This window comes from Candidatus Paceibacterota bacterium, assembly GCA_035530615.1.
Taxonomy (GTDB): domain Bacteria; phylum Actinomycetota; class Actinomycetes; order Nanopelagicales; family Nanopelagicaceae; genus QYPT01.
Window position 1 is genome coordinate 258,815 of record DATKUL010000003.1, and the last position, 18,184, is coordinate 276,998.

14 protein-coding genes and 1 tRNA gene are annotated in these 18,184 nt (G+C 49.5%); 10 read left to right on the plus strand and 5 right to left on the minus strand.

Translation table 11 applies throughout. The features are described from left to right. The 5 genes from nuoL (at position 1) to ppdK (ending at position 8,701) form a co-directional block, all read left to right on the plus strand. A complete protein-coding gene (gene nuoL, locus VMW30_09775; GenBank protein ID HUW88641.1) occupies positions 1-1,893 on the plus strand; it encodes an NADH-quinone oxidoreductase subunit L in 1,893 nt (630 codons plus the stop codon). Further along, entirely contained in the window at positions 1,893-3,419 is a 1,527-nt protein-coding gene (locus tag VMW30_09780) for an NADH-quinone oxidoreductase subunit M (GenBank protein ID HUW88642.1), read from the plus strand. The genes nuoL and VMW30_09780 overlap by 1 nt, the downstream gene beginning before the upstream one ends. Next, on the plus strand, positions 3,419-4,939 hold the full coding sequence (nuoN, locus tag VMW30_09785; GenBank protein ID HUW88643.1) for an NADH-quinone oxidoreductase subunit NuoN: 1,521 nt from the start codon (positions 3,419-3,421) through the stop codon (positions 4,937-4,939). The genes VMW30_09780 and nuoN overlap by 1 nt, the downstream gene beginning before the upstream one ends. Further along, positions 4,939-5,928: a polyprenyl synthetase family protein gene (locus VMW30_09790; protein HUW88644.1), complete on the plus strand. Its 990-nt coding sequence runs from the start codon at positions 4,939-4,941 to the stop codon at positions 5,926-5,928. The genes nuoN and VMW30_09790 overlap by 1 nt, the downstream gene beginning before the upstream one ends. A 67-nt stretch (positions 5,929-5,995) precedes the next feature. Then, the gene (gene ppdK, locus VMW30_09795; GenBank protein ID HUW88645.1) at positions 5,996-8,701 is read left to right on the plus strand and encodes a pyruvate, phosphate dikinase; all 2,706 of its coding nucleotides are present in this window, start codon (positions 5,996-5,998) and stop codon (positions 8,699-8,701) included. Here ppdK and rarD read toward each other — a convergent pair. Continuing rightward, entirely contained in the window at positions 8,698-9,594 is an 897-nt protein-coding gene (rarD, locus tag VMW30_09800; protein ID HUW88646.1) for an EamA family transporter RarD, read from the minus strand. The two genes, ppdK and rarD, sit on opposite strands and share 4 nt — an antisense overlap. Positions 9,595-9,600: 6 nt before the next feature. Continuing rightward, a complete protein-coding gene (locus VMW30_09805) occupies positions 9,601-10,092 on the minus strand; it encodes a YajQ family cyclic di-GMP-binding protein (GenBank protein ID HUW88647.1) in 492 nt (163 codons plus the stop codon). Positions 10,093-10,198: 106 nt separating this feature from the next. Between VMW30_09805 and VMW30_09810 the strand changes: the two genes are divergently transcribed. The 4 genes from VMW30_09810 (at position 10,199) to VMW30_09825 (ending at position 14,276) form a co-directional block, all read left to right on the plus strand. Beyond that, positions 10,199-10,283 (plus strand) — tRNA-Tyr (locus VMW30_09810). A gap of 117 nt (positions 10,284-10,400) precedes the next feature. Beyond that, positions 10,401-11,579 (plus strand): acetyl-CoA C-acetyltransferase, encoded by a 1,179-nt coding sequence (locus tag VMW30_09815; protein ID HUW88648.1) that lies wholly within the window; start codon positions 10,401-10,403, stop codon positions 11,577-11,579. Positions 11,580-11,731: 152 nt separating this feature from the next. Continuing rightward, complete coding sequence (locus VMW30_09820; GenBank protein ID HUW88649.1) at positions 11,732-12,607, plus strand: fumarylacetoacetate hydrolase family protein; 876 nt, start codon at positions 11,732-11,734, stop codon at positions 12,605-12,607. Between the two features lie 70 nt (positions 12,608-12,677). Then, on the plus strand, positions 12,678-14,276 hold the full coding sequence (locus tag VMW30_09825; protein ID HUW88650.1) for an amidohydrolase family protein: 1,599 nt from the start codon (positions 12,678-12,680) through the stop codon (positions 14,274-14,276). Positions 14,277-14,338: 62 nt separating this feature from the next. On the opposite strand, the gene VMW30_09830 is transcribed toward VMW30_09825, so the two are convergent. The 3 genes from VMW30_09830 to VMW30_09840 all read right to left on the minus strand — a co-directional run bounded on the left by VMW30_09830 (position 14,339) and on the right by VMW30_09840 (position 16,836). Continuing rightward, complete coding sequence (locus tag VMW30_09830) at positions 14,339-15,097, minus strand: amino acid ABC transporter ATP-binding protein (protein HUW88651.1); 759 nt, start codon at positions 15,095-15,097, stop codon at positions 14,339-14,341. A gap of 8 nt (positions 15,098-15,105) precedes the next feature. Then, positions 15,106-15,810 (minus strand): amino acid ABC transporter permease, encoded by a 705-nt coding sequence (locus tag VMW30_09835; GenBank protein ID HUW88652.1) that lies wholly within the window; start codon positions 15,808-15,810, stop codon positions 15,106-15,108. A gap of 75 nt (positions 15,811-15,885) precedes the next feature. Next, positions 15,886-16,836 carry a transporter substrate-binding domain-containing protein gene (locus tag VMW30_09840; GenBank protein HUW88653.1) on the minus strand — a complete coding sequence of 317 codons (951 nt, stop codon included), beginning with the start codon at positions 16,834-16,836 and terminating at the stop codon, positions 15,886-15,888. Positions 16,837-17,017: 181 nt separating this feature from the next. On the opposite strand from VMW30_09840, the gene VMW30_09845 reads away from it, so the two are divergent. After that, positions 17,018-18,151 (plus strand): mandelate racemase/muconate lactonizing enzyme family protein, encoded by a 1,134-nt coding sequence (locus VMW30_09845; protein HUW88654.1) that lies wholly within the window; start codon positions 17,018-17,020, stop codon positions 18,149-18,151. Positions 18,152-18,184: the final 33 nt, after the last annotated feature.

Consider the following 18,184-nt stretch of genomic DNA (forward strand, 5'->3'; position numbering starts at 1 on the left):
TTGATGACCAGTAATTCGCTTGTTTATTTAATCGCACTGCCACTCTTTGGGGCGGCTCTTCTATTGCTGACCGGAAGAAGATCTGATCGTTGGGGCCATATCCTTGCGACGCTTCTCTCGGGTGGCTCTTTTGCAGTGGGGCTCTATGAGTTCTCACAGATGCTCTCTCGCTCAACTGAGAACCGGGCCGTTACCCAGAAGTTATTTAGCTGGATTTCCGTAGGTAGTTTCAATGTTGATGCTGGCTTGATGCTGGATCAACTGTCGATCTGTTTCGTTCTGCTCATCACAGGCGTTGGCACCCTGATTCATATTTATTCCATCGCCTATATGTCGCATGATCTTGACCGGCGTCGATTCTTCGCCTACCTCAACTTCTTTATCGCGGCGATGCTCCTGCTCGTCCTCGGCGATTCATATCTCAACCTTTACGTTGGTTGGGAAGGCGTGGGTCTAGCCTCCTACTTACTTATTGGATTCTGGAATCAGAAACCCGCTTATGCGACTGCGGCGAAGAAAGCCTTCGTCGCCAACCGCGTTGGTGACCTGGGACTTTCGCTGGCCATCATGATCGCCTTCGCCACTCTGGGAACCGTCTCGTTTTCTGGAGTAAAAGAGCATGCCAGCCAAGCCTCAACTGGAGCCCTCACCGCAATTGGAATCATGCTTCTGGTTGCCGCAACCGGCAAGTCGGCGCAATTCCCATTGCAGGCCTGGCTCGGAGATGCCATGGCAGGTCCTACTCCGGTCTCGGCTCTCATCCATGCTGCGACGATGGTGACTGCCGGCGTTTACTTAATTACGCGCTCTAACTTTATTTTTGATGCTGCACCAACCGCCCAACTCGCGGTAGCAATTGTCGGCGCGATCACGCTTCTTTTTGGCGCTGTAATCGGTATGGCTAAAGACGACATTAAGAAAGCACTTGCGGCTTCGACGATGTCGCAGATTGGCTACATGGTCTTGGGTGCGGGCCTTGGACCAGCTGGTTATGCCTTCGCGATCATGCACTTGCTGACGCATGGTTTCTTCAAAGCTGGAATGTTCCTCGGTGCCGGATCGGTCATGCATGGCATGAATGATGAAGTGAATATGCGCAGATACGGCGGGCTCCGAAAGTTTATGCCAATCACTTTTGCAACATTTGGTTTGGGCTATCTGGCGATTATCGGTGTCCCACCTTTTGCAGGCTTCTACTCCAAAGACAAGATTATTGAAGTTGCTTTTAATGCGGGCGGAATCAAGGGCGTTACTTTGGGAATTGCGGCTCTTCTTGGTGCAGCAATTACCGCGTTCTATATGACCCGCGTTGTCGTTATGACTTTTGCTGGAAAAGCACGCTGGGAAGACGAGGCTCATCCACACGAGTCGCCAATTCTTATGTGGGCTCCGATGGCCTTGCTTGCGGTTGGCTCAGTGGTCTCCGGATTCCTCTTTACTCAAGGAGATGCCCTACGTAATTGGCTTTCCCCCGTCGTCGAACCCGTTGAAGTGCACGAGAGCGAACTTTTAAGTCCTGCACTTGTGTCAGTACTGGCGCTGGTACTTGTTCTCCTGGGCGTTGGATTAGCAGTATTGAAGTATTTGCGAAACGATGTTCCGGCCGTGGCGCCGGAGAAAGTTTCGATCTTCACCAAACTCGCACGTCGCGATCTCTGGCAAGATGATTTCAACGAAGCGGTCTTTATGCGCCCTGGTCAGAAACTGACTCATGCTCTGGTTGAGACAGACCGAGTTCTTATTGACGGCGCAGTCCGTGGTGTTGCGCGATTGGCAATCGGTTCTGGAGGCGCCCTTCGCGCAACCCAGACGGGTTTTGTTCGTAGTTATGCAATGTGGATTCTGCTCGGCGCGATTGGCTTAATAGCCGCGATTTGGATGGTCACCCTGTGATGAACAGTTCTAATTGGTTGACAATACTGGGCATCCTGCCACTTGTGGGAGCTCTCCTTATTAGCGCTCTGCCTAAGAAGAGTGAACTCAATGCGAAGCGAATTGCGTTCATTACGACATTGGTTGTTGCCGCAGTCACGGTGGCGATGGCTACTCAGTTCCAACGCGATAACGTCGAAATGCAATTCGTGTTAAATCGATCTTGGATTCCTTCTTTAGGAATTAATTTTGCTTTAGGCGTGGATGCAATTGCACTAGTTTTGATCCTGCTCTCGACACTCCTTGCGCCAATTGTTGTGCTGGCCGGCTGGAATGAATCAGCAGGTGGTCGATGGAGCACAAAGACCTTCTACATCCTGCTTCTCGTACTTGAGACGATGATGATTGGTGTCTTTGCCGCAACTGATGTCTTCCTCTTCTACGTATTCTTCGAAGCCATGTTGATCCCTGTTTACTTCCTTATCGGGGGATATGGCACGGGAGCTCGAGCCGCAGCGGCCGTAAAGTTCCTTATTTACAGTCTTTTTGGTGGATTGCTCATGCTTGCCTCCATAATCGCGCTCTACGTTATTTCTGGCGAGCAAGGTGGACACACCTTCGATATTGGTGCGCTCTCACGGCTTCATATGAGTTCGACGACTCAGAACTTCCTCTTTCTAGGATTCTTTATTGCCTTCGCGATCAAGGCGCCGCTCTGGCCATTCCATACTTGGCTGCCGGATGCGGCCGATGCTGCGACTCCGGGCACTTCCGTTCTACTTCTAGGTGTACTCGATAAAGTCGGCACCTTTGGAATGATCCGTTATTGCCTCACCCTCTTTCCCGAGGCATCCAAGACATTTACACCCGTAATCATTGTTCTCGCCGTGATCTCGATTATTTACGGAGCTTTCTTGGCGATCGGCCAGACTGATTTCAAGAGACTGATTGCCTTTACATCTATTTCCCACTTCGGATTTATCACTATGGGTATCTTCGCGATGACTTCCCAAGGGCAATCTGGGGCAACTCTTTACATGTTCAACCACGGCTTCTCGACTGCGGCACTCTTCCTCGTCGCGGGTTGGATGGCTTCGCGGCGTGGTTCGTCGAAGATTGCTGATTTCGGCGGATTACAACGAGTCACACCAGTTATGGCTTGGGTCTTCTTCTTTGCGGGAATGTCGAGTTTGGCACTTCCTGGCCTGTCGAGTTTTGTAAGCGAATTCTTGGTTCTCGTCGGCACGTACACTCGATATCCAGTCGCTGCGGTAATTGGAGCATTCGGAATTGTGCTGGCATCGCTCTATATCTTGATACCTATCCAACGTTCGCTGCACGGACCAACGACGCCCGGCAATGAGTCGCTCACAGATCTCAACCTGCGAGAGAAAATAGCGATCGCACCGGTAGTAGCCGTCATTCTCGTCCTGGGCTTCTATCCTTCTCCATTGCTCAACGTTATTAACCCGGCCTCTGAACACATTATTGCTAAGGCTGGTTTTAGTGATCCACTTCCTACAATCGATGCAAAGGTAGGCAAGTAATGCTCACTTTTACCTCGCCAGCTCTTTCTTATCTCCTTCTATCGCCGATGCTTATCGTCCTGGGCGGCGGAGTTATTGGGGTATTAATTGAGGCATTTCTCTCTCGCAAAGTGCGCCCTGCCGCGCAATTGACGCTCGCTCTGGGAACTCTCGGTCTTGCCCTGGTGCAAGTCTGGAGGATTCGCCACGAATCATCAATCTCCGCAGCGATGGGCTCTGTGGCCATTGATGGACCCGCGGTCCTCTTGCAAGCATCCGTTCTTATCATCGCAATTTTGGGAGTTTTTCTGATTGCCGATCAAGGGCATTTCACTGCTCAAGCGGCAGCCATTCCAGGTTCCCCAGAGGAGAAGGAATCAATTCAACTGGGTGAGAAATTGACCGAGGTCTACCCGCTCACTCTCTTCGCAGTCGCCGGCATGATGCTCTTTCCCGTTGCCACAGACTTGCTGACTCTTTTCGTAGCACTTGAAGTTCTTTCATTGCCGCTTTACTTAATGGCAGGACTCTCTCGCCGCAGAAGGCTCCTCTCACAGGAGGCGGCATTGAAGTACTTCTTACTAGGAGCATTCTCTTCGGCATTCTTCCTTTTTGGGGCAGCTTTTCTTTACGGATACTCTGGAACACTCTCGTTCGCGGGAATCTACGAAGCGGTCATTGGTGGCACTGCCAACTCGGTTTTCTTGTTGATTGGAATCTCCTTCCTCTCCGTGGGATTGCTCTTTAAAGTTAGTGCGGTCCCATTCCATGCATGGACACCCGATGTCTATCAAGGTGCACCCACCCCCGTTACGGCATTTATGGCCGCTGCAACCAAGGTCGCCGCGTTCGGTGCAATGTTGCGAATTTTCTATACTGCATTCCCAAATGCATACTGGGATTGGCGTCCATTCCTCACGGTCATCGCAATTATCACTATGGCTTTTGGTTCACTTGTTGCAATTGCACAGCGCGACATCAAGCGGATGCTGGCTTACTCCTCGATTGCGCATGCCGGCTTCTTGCTTACCGGTGTTTTGGCTCTCAATAAATCTGGTCTAGACGCGACGATCTTCTATCTCTTCGCCTATGGCATTGCGACAGTTGGAGCATTCGGAATTGTCACTCTGGTACGCGATTCCTCCGGTGAGGTTACGGATCTCAATCGTTGGGCTGGGTTGGGCAAGCGTTCGCCCTTCATCGCAACTGTTTTCGCAACCCTCCTCCTTGCCTTCGCCGGCATTCCACTTACCAGCGGCTTCATTGGAAAATTCTCCATATTCTCCGCAGCATATGAGAGTGGTAACAAGAGCGTCGTTATCGTGGGCGTGCTCTCCAGCGCTATTGCCGCTTATTTCTATATCCGGGTCATCGTACTGATGTTCTTCACAGACCCTGCGGAAGATGGAACGGTTGTGGTGATTCCGGCGCTCCTTACGCGAATTACGATCCTTCTCTCTTTTGTTATCACGATCTTCCTTGGCGTATTTCCAACACCGCTCCTTAATTTCATTACCTCCACGGCAACCTTTATCCGCTGATGACGGCGTTTGGTATTCCAAATCTTTCTCCGACACTTGAGCAAGATCTAGTCGTTGGCTTGTCTCAAGTTGAAGACTTATTGCGTAGTCATATCAAAGGTAAATACCCACTCGTAGAGGAGACCGCTGGGCATTTAGCAGCAGCTGGAGGTAAGCGACTGCGACCTTTGCTCACGTTGATTGCGGCGCAATACGGAGATCCAACGCGGTATGAAGTTATCCAAGCTGCGGTGGTCGCAGAACTCACGCACCTGGCGACGCTTTATCACGACGATGTAATGGATGATGCATCCCTTCGTCGGGGTGTGGAGAGTGCCAACAACCGCTGGGGAAATACGGTTGCCATTTTGACGGGGGACTATCTTTTTGCGAAGTGCTCAGCACTTTTGGCAGACCTGGGTCCTGAGGCAGTGCGGTTGCAGGCGCAGACTTTTGAAAGGCTTGTCATTGGTCAGATCATGGAAACTCAGGGTCCAGATGCTGGAGAAGATCCACTTGCACATTATTTGCAGGTAGTTGCAAACAAGACTGGTTCCCTCATTGCCACCAGTGCCAGATATGGCGCGCTTGTCTCTGGTGCAAATAATGAGATCATGGAGAACGTGACCATTTTCGGGGAGAAGATAGGTATCGCATTCCAATTGGCAGATGACATCATCGATATTTCGAGTGAGTCAAAAGATTCTGGAAAGACTCCTGGAACAGATTTACGCGAAGGTGTACCCACTTTGGTCACGCTTCGAGTCCTTGCTTCAACCAAGGAGAGCGACCGCGAATTGCAGAAGTTGTTATCGGCACCAATCGAGTCTGAGACCATGGTTGCCGAAGTTCTAGTTGCATTGCGATCGCACTCGGCCCTTGTTGAGTCTCGTGCACAACTGTTCGCGATAGCGGAACAAGCCAGAAATGCCCTGAAACCACTGCCAATGTGCGACGCGACCTCCGCCTTTTTCTCACTATGTGACGCGGTGATAGAGCGCTCGCATTAATTGGAAGTAGGAGTGACTTTTCCTCCGATAGGATAATTGCAGTATCTGCCTAAAGGAATGGATCGCTATGACAGCGCAACTAATTCACCCATTCACCTTTGGTGACCGAACTCAATCTGATTTATTGGGCGGTAAAGGCGCAAATCTTGCAGAGATGGTGCGCATTGGGTTGCCAGTTCCTCCAGGATTTACGATTACGACCCAGGCATGTCGTGAGTTTCTTACATCTGGTCAAATGCCTGCTGGACTTCCGGGAGAGATTTCCACTTCGCTCGAACTACTTGAGAAAAGTTTGGGTAAAGAATTTGGAAATCCTGACAAACCACTTTTAGTCTCTGTTCGTTCGGGTGCGAAGTTCTCTATGCCGGGCATGATGGAGACAGTGCTCAATGTGGGCATGACTACGGATGTTGCCCAGAGCATGGCCGACCAGACTGGTAATCCAAGATTTGCATGGGATTCATACCGACGATTTATTGACATGTACGGCCGTACTGTTTGCGGAGTTGCTCTATCTGAGTTCCATAGAGTGGAAGCGCGCGTACTTGCAGCATCGAATGCACATAGTATTCAAGAACTTGATGTTGCCGGATTGCAAATGCTTGCCGACTCATACATTAAGGAAATTGAGGCAGTCACGGGGGAGTCTTTCCCGATTGATCCACATGTTCATCTCATCCGATCCGTTGAGGCCGTGTTCCGATCTTGGAATTCAGACCGCGCGCAGGTTTATCGTCAAAGAGAGCGAATTCCATCGGATTTAGGAACCGCGGTAAACATTCAAAGTATGGTCTTTGGAAACCTGAGCGATGATTCCGGAACGGGTGTTGCCTTCACTCGCGATCCCGCAACCGGCGCAACTGGAAGTTATGGCGATTACCTGGAGCGAGCTCAAGGTGAAGATGTCGTAGCTGGTATTAGAAATACTATGTCACTTGCAGAATTTGCTGAGAGCTCACCTGTCGTCGCGACCGAATTAGAGCGCGTCATGAAACTCCTCGAGGATCACTATCGGGATCTCTGTGATATTGAATTCACCGTCGAAAAAGGAAAACTCTGGATTCTCCAAACCCGCGTGGGTAAGCGAACCGCAGAAGCCGCCTTCCGAATCGCCACGCAATTGGTGGACGAAGGGAAGATTTCAATGGATGAGGCGTTGGTTCGCACATCAGGGGATCAACTCGCACAATTGATGTTCCCGCAATTTGATCTTTCAGCCTCCGTCAGGGAAATCGCGCGTGGAATTCCCGCATCTCCGGGTGCCGCAGTGGGAGAAGTGGTCTTCGACTCACGACGGGCTTTTGACTTAGCCCGGAGCGGAAAGAAAGTAATTCTGGTTCGCCGCGAAACCAGTCCTGATGACCTGGTAGGAATGGTTGCATCGGAAGGCATTTTGACTAGCCGGGGCGGCAAAACCTCGCACGCGGCAGTTGTTGCCCGTGGAATGGGAAAGACTGCAGTGTGCGGTACGGAGAGCATTTCTGTTGACGAGCGCGCCTCCTTATTCACGGTGGGAAGTTTGACCGTTTACGAAGGGGAGACAATCTCCATCGATGGCACTACAGGCAAGGTGTATCAGGGAATTGTTCCAGTCATCGCATCACCTGTGACTTCGTATTTGGAAGGCCGTCTCGCTGCCTCTAGTGACGAAGCATCTGCTGTCGTGAAAGCGGTCGACAGGATTCTTTCTTATGCCGATGAAATTCGAATATTGCACGTGCGCACAAATGCGGACACGCCGGAGGATGCTATCCGTGCGCGAATTCTGGGCGCCGAAGGAGTGGGTCTTTGCCGCACCGAGCACATGTTCCTTGGAACGCGCCGAATGTATGTCGAGCGGTTGGTTCTTGCCGAGAACGAAGATGTCCAACGTGGAGTAATTGCAGAGATGGAGCCGCTACAGAGAGCTGACTTCGTGGGCATCATGATGGCGATGTCAGGGTTGCCGGTGACGATCCGTCTGCTGGATCCGCCGCTGCATGAATTTCTTCCGCCCCTGGCGGAATTATCTGCGCATATGGCTCGCGCCGAGGCGTTGGGAGAGGATATTCCAGCCCGTGATCAGGCTATTTTTGCCGCAGTAAAGCGCCTACACGAGTCCAATCCAATGCTGGGCTTGCGCGGCGTGCGTCTGGGTATTTTGATTCCAGATCTCTACAAGATGCAGGTTCGAGCCCTGGTTCACGCCTACCTTGAGGTTCGCCGACTCGGTCACAATCCGCAGCCAGAGGTGATGATTCCGTTGGTATCCACGCAGCGCGAGTTGCTCTACTTACGGGAAACTTTAGAAGCAGAAATTAAGAAGACATTTATAGGTACCGGTCAAAATCTCGACATTCCAATCGGGACGATGATTGAAACTCCGAGAGCGGCTATTACAGCTGATCGCCTAGCCAACTATGCAGACTTTTTCTCCTTCGGCACAAATGATCTCACGCAGTTAACGTGGGGATTTAGTCGCGATGATGTGGAGTCTACGTTCTTGCCGAGATATTTGGATCTCGAACTCCTTCCCTTTAGCCCATTTGAGTCTCTGGATCAGGCCGGAGTTGGCATCTTGGTACGAAAGGCGACAGAACTTGCACGCACTGTCCGTTCTGATTTCAAACTCGGCATTTGCGGCGAGCATGGTGGCGATCCACGCAGTATCCATTTTTTCCACGAACTGGGTCTGGATTATGTTTCCTGTTCACCCTTCCGTGTTCCTGTTGCTCGGCTTGAGTCGGGACGTGCAACCGTGCTGAATAGTGCAGCTGGATCGAGTAGTTCTTAATCTGATTCAGTGGTGTTTCGAGTGGATCTCACTAGGTCCGTGCCAAGAAATGCCAGAGCCAGCCAGATAAGTCCGAATCCGAACGCGCGCGCAAGGGGCATTGATTCATGATTGACGAATATACCTATGAGGAACATGATGCCGGGCGTGAGGTACTGCAGTAGCCCGGTCGTGGAGAGTGGCAAACGCGTAGTGGCGCCGTTAAATAGTAGAAGTGGTACGACGGTGATGATTCCTGCTCCTGCGAGCAGCAACGAAATGCCAATACTGGTTCCGAAGTGACCGCGTGAGTGTTCGCCTAACCAAATCAAGTAGAAGAGATTGGGAATAAGGGCCACCGTTGTCTCTATGGAAAGCCCCTCTAAAGCCCCTACTTTCAATGATTTTTTGAAGAGACTGTAGGAACTCCAGGAGATGGCCAAGGCAAGGGCGATGAAAGGAATGGCTCCGTATTGAACTGTCAGAGTCACAACTCCGACGCCAGCCAATCCCACTGCTACCCACTGCAATGGGCGGAGGCGTTCGCGAAATCCCAGGATGCCAAATGCCACACTGACTAATGGGGTAATGAAATATCCCAATGACGCTTCGACGATTCGGTTGACGGTGACGGACCAAATGTAAACGCCCCAGTTGATGGTGAGGAATAGAGAAGTCAGTGACAAAAGTGCAAAGGTGCGGCGATCACGAAATATCGCCAGAGTGGCTTTGAGTTGTTTCCTGAGTGCGAGCAAGATGATGCAGAACAGAAGGGACCACACGCTGCGGCTTGCCAGAATTTCAAAGGCGCTCGCCTCTTCTAAGTACTTCCAATAGAGCGGTAGTAGTCCCCAGAGTGTGTATGCGCTGATTCCGTAAATCAGTCCTGTTCGGTGGTTGTCAGAATTCTTAATTCAGACTCACCGGTAATTCGTAAATTGGACGGCGAACTCCCACTTGGCTTCTTTGATCATCGTGATTGCGGTCTGCAAGTCATCCCTACTTTTACTTGTGACACGTAACTCATCGCCTTGAATCTGAGTCTTAATGCTCTTTGGACCCTCGTCCCGAAGGAACTTGGCAACTTTCTTGGCATTCTCGGTTGTAATGCCCTCTTTGAGAGGGCAGGCCAATTTGTAAATCTTGCCACTCAATGCCGGTTTGCCTGGGTCAATGTGCTTGAGAGAGACCCCGCGCTTGACCAGCTTGTCCTTTAAGACATCCAGAGTGGCGTTTGCTCGCTCCTCAGTGCCTGCCTCAATAGATATCTTCTCACCTTCTAGCTCGATCTTGGCTCCGGTATTTTTGAAGTCGAACCGGGTGTCAATCTCGCGAATTGCCTGATTAACGGCGTTGTCGAGTTCCATCCGATCGATCTTGGAAACAACGTCAAAACTGCTATCTGCTGCCATGTGAGATCCTTCCCTGCGCGACCCAAAAAAGCGGTATTCGCGCCTACTTGCCTACGGTATCCTTTCACCTCACAAGTTCCATAATTGCCGCACTTTGTACAACCTTGGCGGGTTGCCCGAGCGGCCAATGGGAGCGGACTGTAAATCCGCCGGCTACGCCTTCCAAGGTTCGAATCCTTGACCCGCCACCAAAGATTGAGCGTGATTTTAGCTTAAGAATCGGATCCGCTCTTAAATCGTTTGCCACTGGTTGCAACCAATTGCCAGCGCCAGTGGTGCGAGATTAATTTTTCACTAGGGTAAGCCGTATGAGGACTTCAGTGATTGTGGCGGGTGCACGTACTCCTATTGGGCGATTGAATGGAAGTTTAAGTGGTTTGAGTTCGACTGACTTGGGCGGGATCGCAATCAAGTCGGCAGTTGAACGTGCAGGTATCTCCCCAGATCAAGTTCAATATGTCGTCATGGGCCAGGTCCTTCAAGCTGGTGTCGGACAAGGGCCGGCAAGACAAGCCGCCATTAAAGGTGGTTTGCCAATGGATGTTCCCTCTGTCGTCGTGAATAAGGTTTGCCTCTCAGGGCTGAATGCGATCGCTTTAGCAGATCAACTTATTCGAGCGGGCGAGTACGAAGTGATTGTTGCGGGTGGCATGGAGTCAATGACAAATGCGCCACACATACTGATGAATTCTCGAGTTGGTTTCAAACTTGGCGACGCCACCTTAAAGGATTCAATGATCTTTGATGGTCTTTTTTGCAGTGTGGAGCAAATTGGAATGGGCGAAAGTACGGAGAAATACAACCCGAAGTTTTCGATGACTCGGGAAGTTCAGGATGAGTTTGCATTTCAGTCTCAACAGCGTGCGGCAAAGGCGCAATCTAGTGGCGTATTCGAAGCGGAAATCGTTCCGGTAGAACTCAAGGATCGCAAAGGAAATGTAACGCGCTTCGCCATGGATGAGGGCATCCGCGGGGAGACTTCATTAGAAGAATTGTCAAAACTCAAGCCGGTTTTCTCGCCAACTGGCACCATCACTGCCGGATCCTCATCCCAGATTTCAGATGGTGCTGCGGCGGTGGTCGTGATGTTGAAAGAAAGAGCCATCGAACTGGGCCTTAGTTGGCTCTGTGAAATCGGGGCGCAAGGCATGGTTGCCGGACCAGATGCGTCCCTGCATGAGCAACCTGCAAATGCGATCAAGTTGGCTGCGAAAAAAGAGGGAATCGGCCTAGATCAATTTGATTTTGTCGAGATAAATGAAGCCTTCGCGGCAGTCGGGATTGTTTCATCGAATGCCTTGGGATTCACATCGGATTCGGTAAATGTCCATGGCGGAGCCATTGCAGTCGGACACCCCCTTGGGATGTCCGGGGCACGGCTAGTCTTGCATCTGGCTTATCAGCTCCGTAACAAGGGCAGCGGTTACGCAGTTGCGGCACTTTGCGGCGGCGGGGGTCAGGGAGACGCCTTAATCCTCAAGCGTTAAACCTTTAGTTTTAGAGTTGCTCGACAGTAAAGTCCGACTCTGTTCTCTGTCGAGTTCTTCAAGGGTCACTCCGGGTGCTCGGCGAGGTCCATGTCGACGAGTCCAGTCACATTAGTGATAGGAGCCAGGGGTTGCCAGAGTTAGGATGAGGTATGAGTAAGTCATTGGCTGTCGTTTGCACGCTGGAAAATCCCTATCAGTTAGTTGCAGCGGAGGGTGGGCGTTATTTCGCAATACCAGGACTGAACACCCTTACTGATGCGTTACACCTTCGTTTATCTGAACTACGTGGTTTTGTGAACGGCACGCTTGGAGTAGAAGTAAACGGGATATTGCAAGCGCCAATGGCAACGGAGACTGAAATTTGGGGTGCGGGGGTTACATACCTGCGCTCGCGTGATGCGCGCAAAGAAGAAAGTGGTGTTCCTGATGTTTATCAACGCGTCTATGAAGCCGATCGCCCAGAATTATTTTATAAAGGTAATGCGCGGAGAACTGTTGGCGACGGAGCAGATATTGGAATCCGTGCTGATTCGGGTTCATCTGTACCCGAACCTGAAGTGGCGATCGTTATTAATCGTTTCCAGGAAGTTATTGGATTGACCATTTGTAATGATATGACTGCCAGAACTATTGAGGGTGAGAACCCACTCTATTTATCACAAGCAAAGATTTACGTGGGGTCAACTTCACTAGGGCCCACCATTAAACCTTTCTGGGATATTAGCGAACCAAAAGGAATTGGGATCTCTGCCAATATTCAACGAGGAGCGGATGTAGTTTGGCTGGCACAGACTTCTTTAGCCGCTCTGCACCGCAGTTTTGACGATCTCGTTTCCTATCTGTTCAGGTGCCAGGTATTTCCTGATGGGGTAATTCTTTCTACAGGTACCGGAATTGTTCCGCCACTGGATGTTTCTCTTGAAGTGGGGGATATCGTATCTATTTCCGTTGACGAAGTTGGAACTTTGACCAATGAGGTTGCGCTTATTCCATTAGATATACATAAGGTTACTTTAGATATTTAAGTCAGATGTTTGACCTGCCACCTCAAGTCGTAACCCGATTTCTGGGTGTGATTATGTTAAAGTTTCATGCATGATTGATCTTGCCATTCGCAATGGTTGGATCATCGATGGGACAACAAGAGAGCGGTTTCGAGCAGATCTTGGGGTAGTTGACGGGAAGATCATCGAGATTGGCAGGGTGTCGGCCGCAGATCGAGAGATTGATGCGGAAGGATTAATTGTTTCACCTGGTTTTGTTGACCCGCATAGCCATTCAGATTTCACACTCCATACAAATCGCGATTCCCATAGCACAATTCGTCAAGGTGTCACGACCGAAGTTGTTGGCAATTGTGGATTTTCGAATGCTCCGGTGACGGATCAATCCGTGTCCTCCACGGTCGCCAGGATGCGAGCCTATGCTTATACCGGTGATGTTGATTGGCGTACATTTGGAGAATATTTAGTAAGCCTCGAGACTGGTGGTATTACTGCGAACGTCGCCTGTTTTGTCGGACATAATTCTGTCCGAGCTGCAGCAGGATTGATAGGAGACGAGCCGGTCACCGATACTCACCTAAAGAGAATGGCGGGATTTATTGCAGAAGCTATGGAGTCGGGTGCACTGGGTCTCTCAACCGGATTGGAGTTTACCCCCGGACTTTTTTGCAAGACGAACGAACTCGAGTATTTGGTAAAGGAAGTTGGACGTCATAATGGGATCTACACCAGCCATGTGCGGAATCGTGATTCAGCAATATTCGAATCTATACAAGAATTTCTCGACCTTGCCAAAATAGGCAATGTTGCAGCGCAAATATCGCATTTTAATGTACGACATGATACGAATGCGCCTAAGGATGCTTGGAATCGTGCAGTTGGAATGATGATGAAAGCAAGAGCCGAAGGAATGGATGTTGAAGCAGACACGACCCCGTTCCGAACCGGCATCGGTGTAATGACCGCGATTTTGCCGGAGTGGCTAGTTAATGATGGTTATGAGGAGGTCGCTCGAGCATTAAAAAATAATTTGGTTCGGGATCGACTCCGTGGTGAGTGTGATCGTTACTGGCGTTTTATTCATAAGGGTCAGTGGGATCGCGTGCGATTGTCCAGTAGCCCCAGTTTTCCGGAGTTAGGTGGTTTGGCGTTCCCTGACATAGCAAAAATCATGAAGAAAGATGAATGGGAATGTTACTTCGATATCTTGATGGCGGCAGGACCCGCCATGGATGAGTTAATTCTGGTAGGTGAACTCTTTACGGAGGAACATTTAGCGGAGATGACCTCTCACCCGGAATTCAGTCTGGGGGTCGATGGGTACACGAGTGTTGACCATGGCCCACTGAGCGAGGTAACAGTAAGTCAGCATCCATACTGTGGTCATATTGAGTATCTTGCACATCATGTCCGTGATATGAAAACACTAACGCTTGAAAATGCGATCCATAAGATGACGGCTAAACCTGCTGCCAGATTCGGACTGGCTAATCGCGGGGAAATACGAAAAGGGAATTTTGCAGATCTAGTTATTTTTGATGCTGCAAATGTGAGGAGTAGATCAACTATTGAAGAGCCGCGTGTCTATCCCGAGGGAATCCGCCTTGTGGTCGTGAATGGCGTGGTTGTCGTTGATAATGGCATTCATACGGGCAAACGACCAGGGCAAGTCTTAAGACGCGTCTCTTAACATCTATCATTTCCATTGTGAGTCGAAGTTTTCTAAAATTACCAAGAAACTAATTTTGCCACTCATTCTGTATGAGAGAGGATTGAGGAAAGGAAATCCCGAGTTCTTTGCTGCTTAGGTGCATCAAAAAGTGCATTAGGTTCGCCTTGTTCGATAATTTTCCCATAATCCATAAAAATTACTCGATCGGCAGCTTGTCTCACGAAACCCATTTCATGGGTGACGACGAGCATTGTCATGCCTGCAATAGCGAGGTTTCGCATAACGGCGAGTACCTCTCCGACAATCTCTGGGTCAAGCGCGCTAGTTGCTTCATCAAAGAGCATCACCTTTGGATTCATTGCTAGGGCTCTAGCAATTGCCACACGCTGTTGCTGCCCACCAGACAGTTCTTCAGGGTATTGGTCAGCTTTCTCTGATAGTCCTACTTGTTGGAGGAGCCGGATAGCCTTTTCTTCGTAGATCTCCGGTTTCTCTTTTAGCACGAATTTTGGGCCAGCCACAATATTTTGTCGTGCAGTCATATGGGGGAACAAATTGAATTGTTGGAAGACCATTCCGACTTGCGTTCGCAGATGTGCGATCTTTGTGGTGGAAATCTTTGACGAATCTCTGTCATCAACAGAAACTTGCTCTCCATTAATCGTTATTGATCCATGGTCAGGTATTTCTAAGTAATTTATACAACGCAGAAGAGTTGATTTGCCACTTCCAGATGGGCCAATAATTCCAATGACTTCTCCCTGCTTAACAGTCATTGAAAAGGAATCCAAAACTAAATTGTCTCCAAAACTTTTGGAGAGATTCTGGACCTCAATCATTGGAGTTGTCACGATGCCACCTTCTGAGAGGTAATTTTATTAGTTGGCTTCTTCCGTGTGTACCCGTTCTTCATTCGTTTCTCCAAGTAGGTCACAAGCAGGATTGCCGGATATCCAACAAGAAAGTACAGTATAAAAACCATGGTGTAGATAGTCATATAGTCATAGGTGCCAGCTGCAATTATCTGTCCTTTAAACATCAACTCTTGAATGGTCAGAACTGAAGCGAGGGAGGTGTCCTTGAACAGGGAAACTACATAGTTACCTAGGCTGGGTATAAGGGTTCTAAAAGCTTGCGGAAATATCACACGCGCCATTGCAACCGACGGCTTCATGCCTATGGCCGCAGCCGCATCGCGCTGGCCCTTTGGCACGGCTTCAATTCCTCCTCGGTAAACCTCAGAGAGATATGCACTCACATTTAACGAGAGCCCAATATAGGCCGCGGCTAACGGAGAAAGTCGAATACCTACAAACGGCAGAGCGTAGTAGATAAAAATCAATTGAACCAAGAGGGGGGTGGATCGGATCACAGTCACATACGCTCCTACAAAGAAACGTAAGACTCGACGCTTCGACATTCTCGAGAGGGCGACGATCACTCCAAATACTAAACTTGTCGCGCCACAGATGATAGTTAAAAAGATCGTCATTAAAAGCCCGATGGATAAACCACCTAAGGCGGCTCGCGCATTTTCAATATTAAAGAGCACCAAATTCCTTCCCGAACACAAATAATGCGTGTGGCAAGCCTGTGAAAAGACTTGCCACACTCATTATTTCTCGATTTACGGTTTGTAAGCAGGCATAAATAGGTTGTCGCCGTCGCCCAGCCCATATTTTGAAAGGATCGCGGTGACGATGCCATGGTCACGCAGTTCCGCTAGCGCACGCGAATACGCACCAATCAAGGTGCAATCTGCAGGGCGCATCGCAAACTTTGCATCTCCATCTTGGAACTCCGCTGGAGGATTTGTCCCCTTGCTGAGAACCTTTATCGCATTCTTGGGATTAGCAACGTTGTAGGCGCCAATTTTTGGACCATCCTCTACTAGAACATCGACTTTTTCTGACACCAATCCTTGGAACTCTGTTTCAGAGCTTTCGAAAACAGTTAAAGCAACTTTTGGAGTCAGTTTGGCTAAGAATTCAGCCGTATAGGATCCATTAATAGCTCCGACCCTTACGCCACTCTTTTGCAGATCAGCCCAGGTCTTAATATTCTTAGGGTTATCTTTGGTCACTCCGAGAGTTGTGCCATACCACCAGGCTGGTGTCGTGAACGCGATGCTTTTTAGCCTGCCAGGATTTTCATGGATATCGCCCGCGATTACGTCAATTCTTTTAGAGAGGAGCGCAGGAATCATTGCAGGCCATTGCAACATCACATTCGTAATTTTTTTGATGCCAATATATTTAAGAACGGCAATGTTGATGTCATAGTCGATACCAGTTAATTTGCCATTTTCTGTGTACATATAAGGTGCCGCGTTATAGACACCCAGTTTGATACCAGAATCGACAGCTCTCTGATACGAGCCATCTCGGCACGCTAGATTGGGAAGTGAGCCGGCTAAGGGCGTCCATCCCATAGCGGTAAAGAAGTCATAATCAATGTCGGCTCTGGTGGCAGAAGTAGCAGGACCAACGCCATTAAAAATCATTGAAGCACCGATCAAGATTGTTGAGCCGATTAACGCAAACTTTGATTTCTTTGAACTTAATCTTTTGGAGAACATCTGATCCTCTCTCTGTTGATGAAGAAGTGACCCAAAGCACGATGACGGGAAGTTTCGCCTTTCTTCCCTGAGGGGTGTCATCGAAACCGCGGGAGTTGCTAAACGCTGACAGATTATCTATAATCTGTCAAGGGATTCTCGAAGGATTCAAATACCGTCTTCTTAGGTTGGAGTACGACTTGTGAAAATCGTCCAAGTTGAGATTGCTGGGCTACGTGGAGCCACGCCTAAGGGTGGATGGAGCGCCGAACTTGAACCGGAGAACGTTGTTCACACTTTGCTTGCCATTAAAACTGAGGGAGGAGTCGTTGGCGTTGGCAGTATCTTTACGAGCGATTCACTCGTTCGAAGTTCGCTAGAAGTTCTCCAGCCGCTCCTCATCGGCGAAACTGCCCTCGAACCGGAGAGAGTGAGCGAGAAACTTCATCAAAATACTTTCTGGCTAGGGCGCGGTGGCGCGATAACTCATACCATTAGCGGAATAGATACAGCATTATGGGATCTATTTGGAAAAATAACAGGTCAGCCTATTGGTCGTTTATTAGGCGGACGTGTGCGCGAAAAAGTCATGCCTTATGCATCACTCTTAATGGAAGAACCTAAGAGCATGACCGAAAAGTTGCTCGGTTTGCGGAGTCAAGGGTTTCGAGCCTTCAAGATCGGCTGGGGAACATTTGGGCGAATTGATTCCTCTAATGATGAGTTACTTGTGAAGACAGCCAGGGAGGCAATTGGCGACGAATGCTTCCTAGCAGTCGATGCCGGAGGCAGTGACGCATATTGGCGCGGGAACCTAAATTGGGCGATTAATACCTCAAAAATGTTAAATGAGTACGCCGTTGACTGGTTTGAAGAAGCTCTGCGTCCGGACGACCTCCAGGACTTTAGGCAATTGCGAATTCAATCATCAGTTCCAATCTCAGGGGGCGAAGTATTGACTCGTCGACAGAGTTTTACTCCATTTCTAGTTTCCGGTGCTTTCGATATTATTCAACCAGATGTGACTAAAGTGGGTGGGATCAGCGAATTCCGGAGAATTGCACATACGGCGGATGAATTTGGTGTGCGAGTTATTCCTCATGGCTGGAACACAGCCATTGGTTTGGCCGTTGATCTACAACTTGCGTCAGCAATTCTGAGTGCAGATAAAGTGGAATATTGCACGGGCTCGGCTTATGTGGACGATCTGTCTGAGATGCCATGGAGGTTGGATGAGGACGGATTATTGGAAATCCCAACGCATCCAGGCATTGGATTTAGTCTAGATCCTGAGAAAGTAGAGAGATACAGTGGCGTCCGCGGTTTTCTTGACTAAGACATTACAATAATTAAGTTAGTTGACTTATCA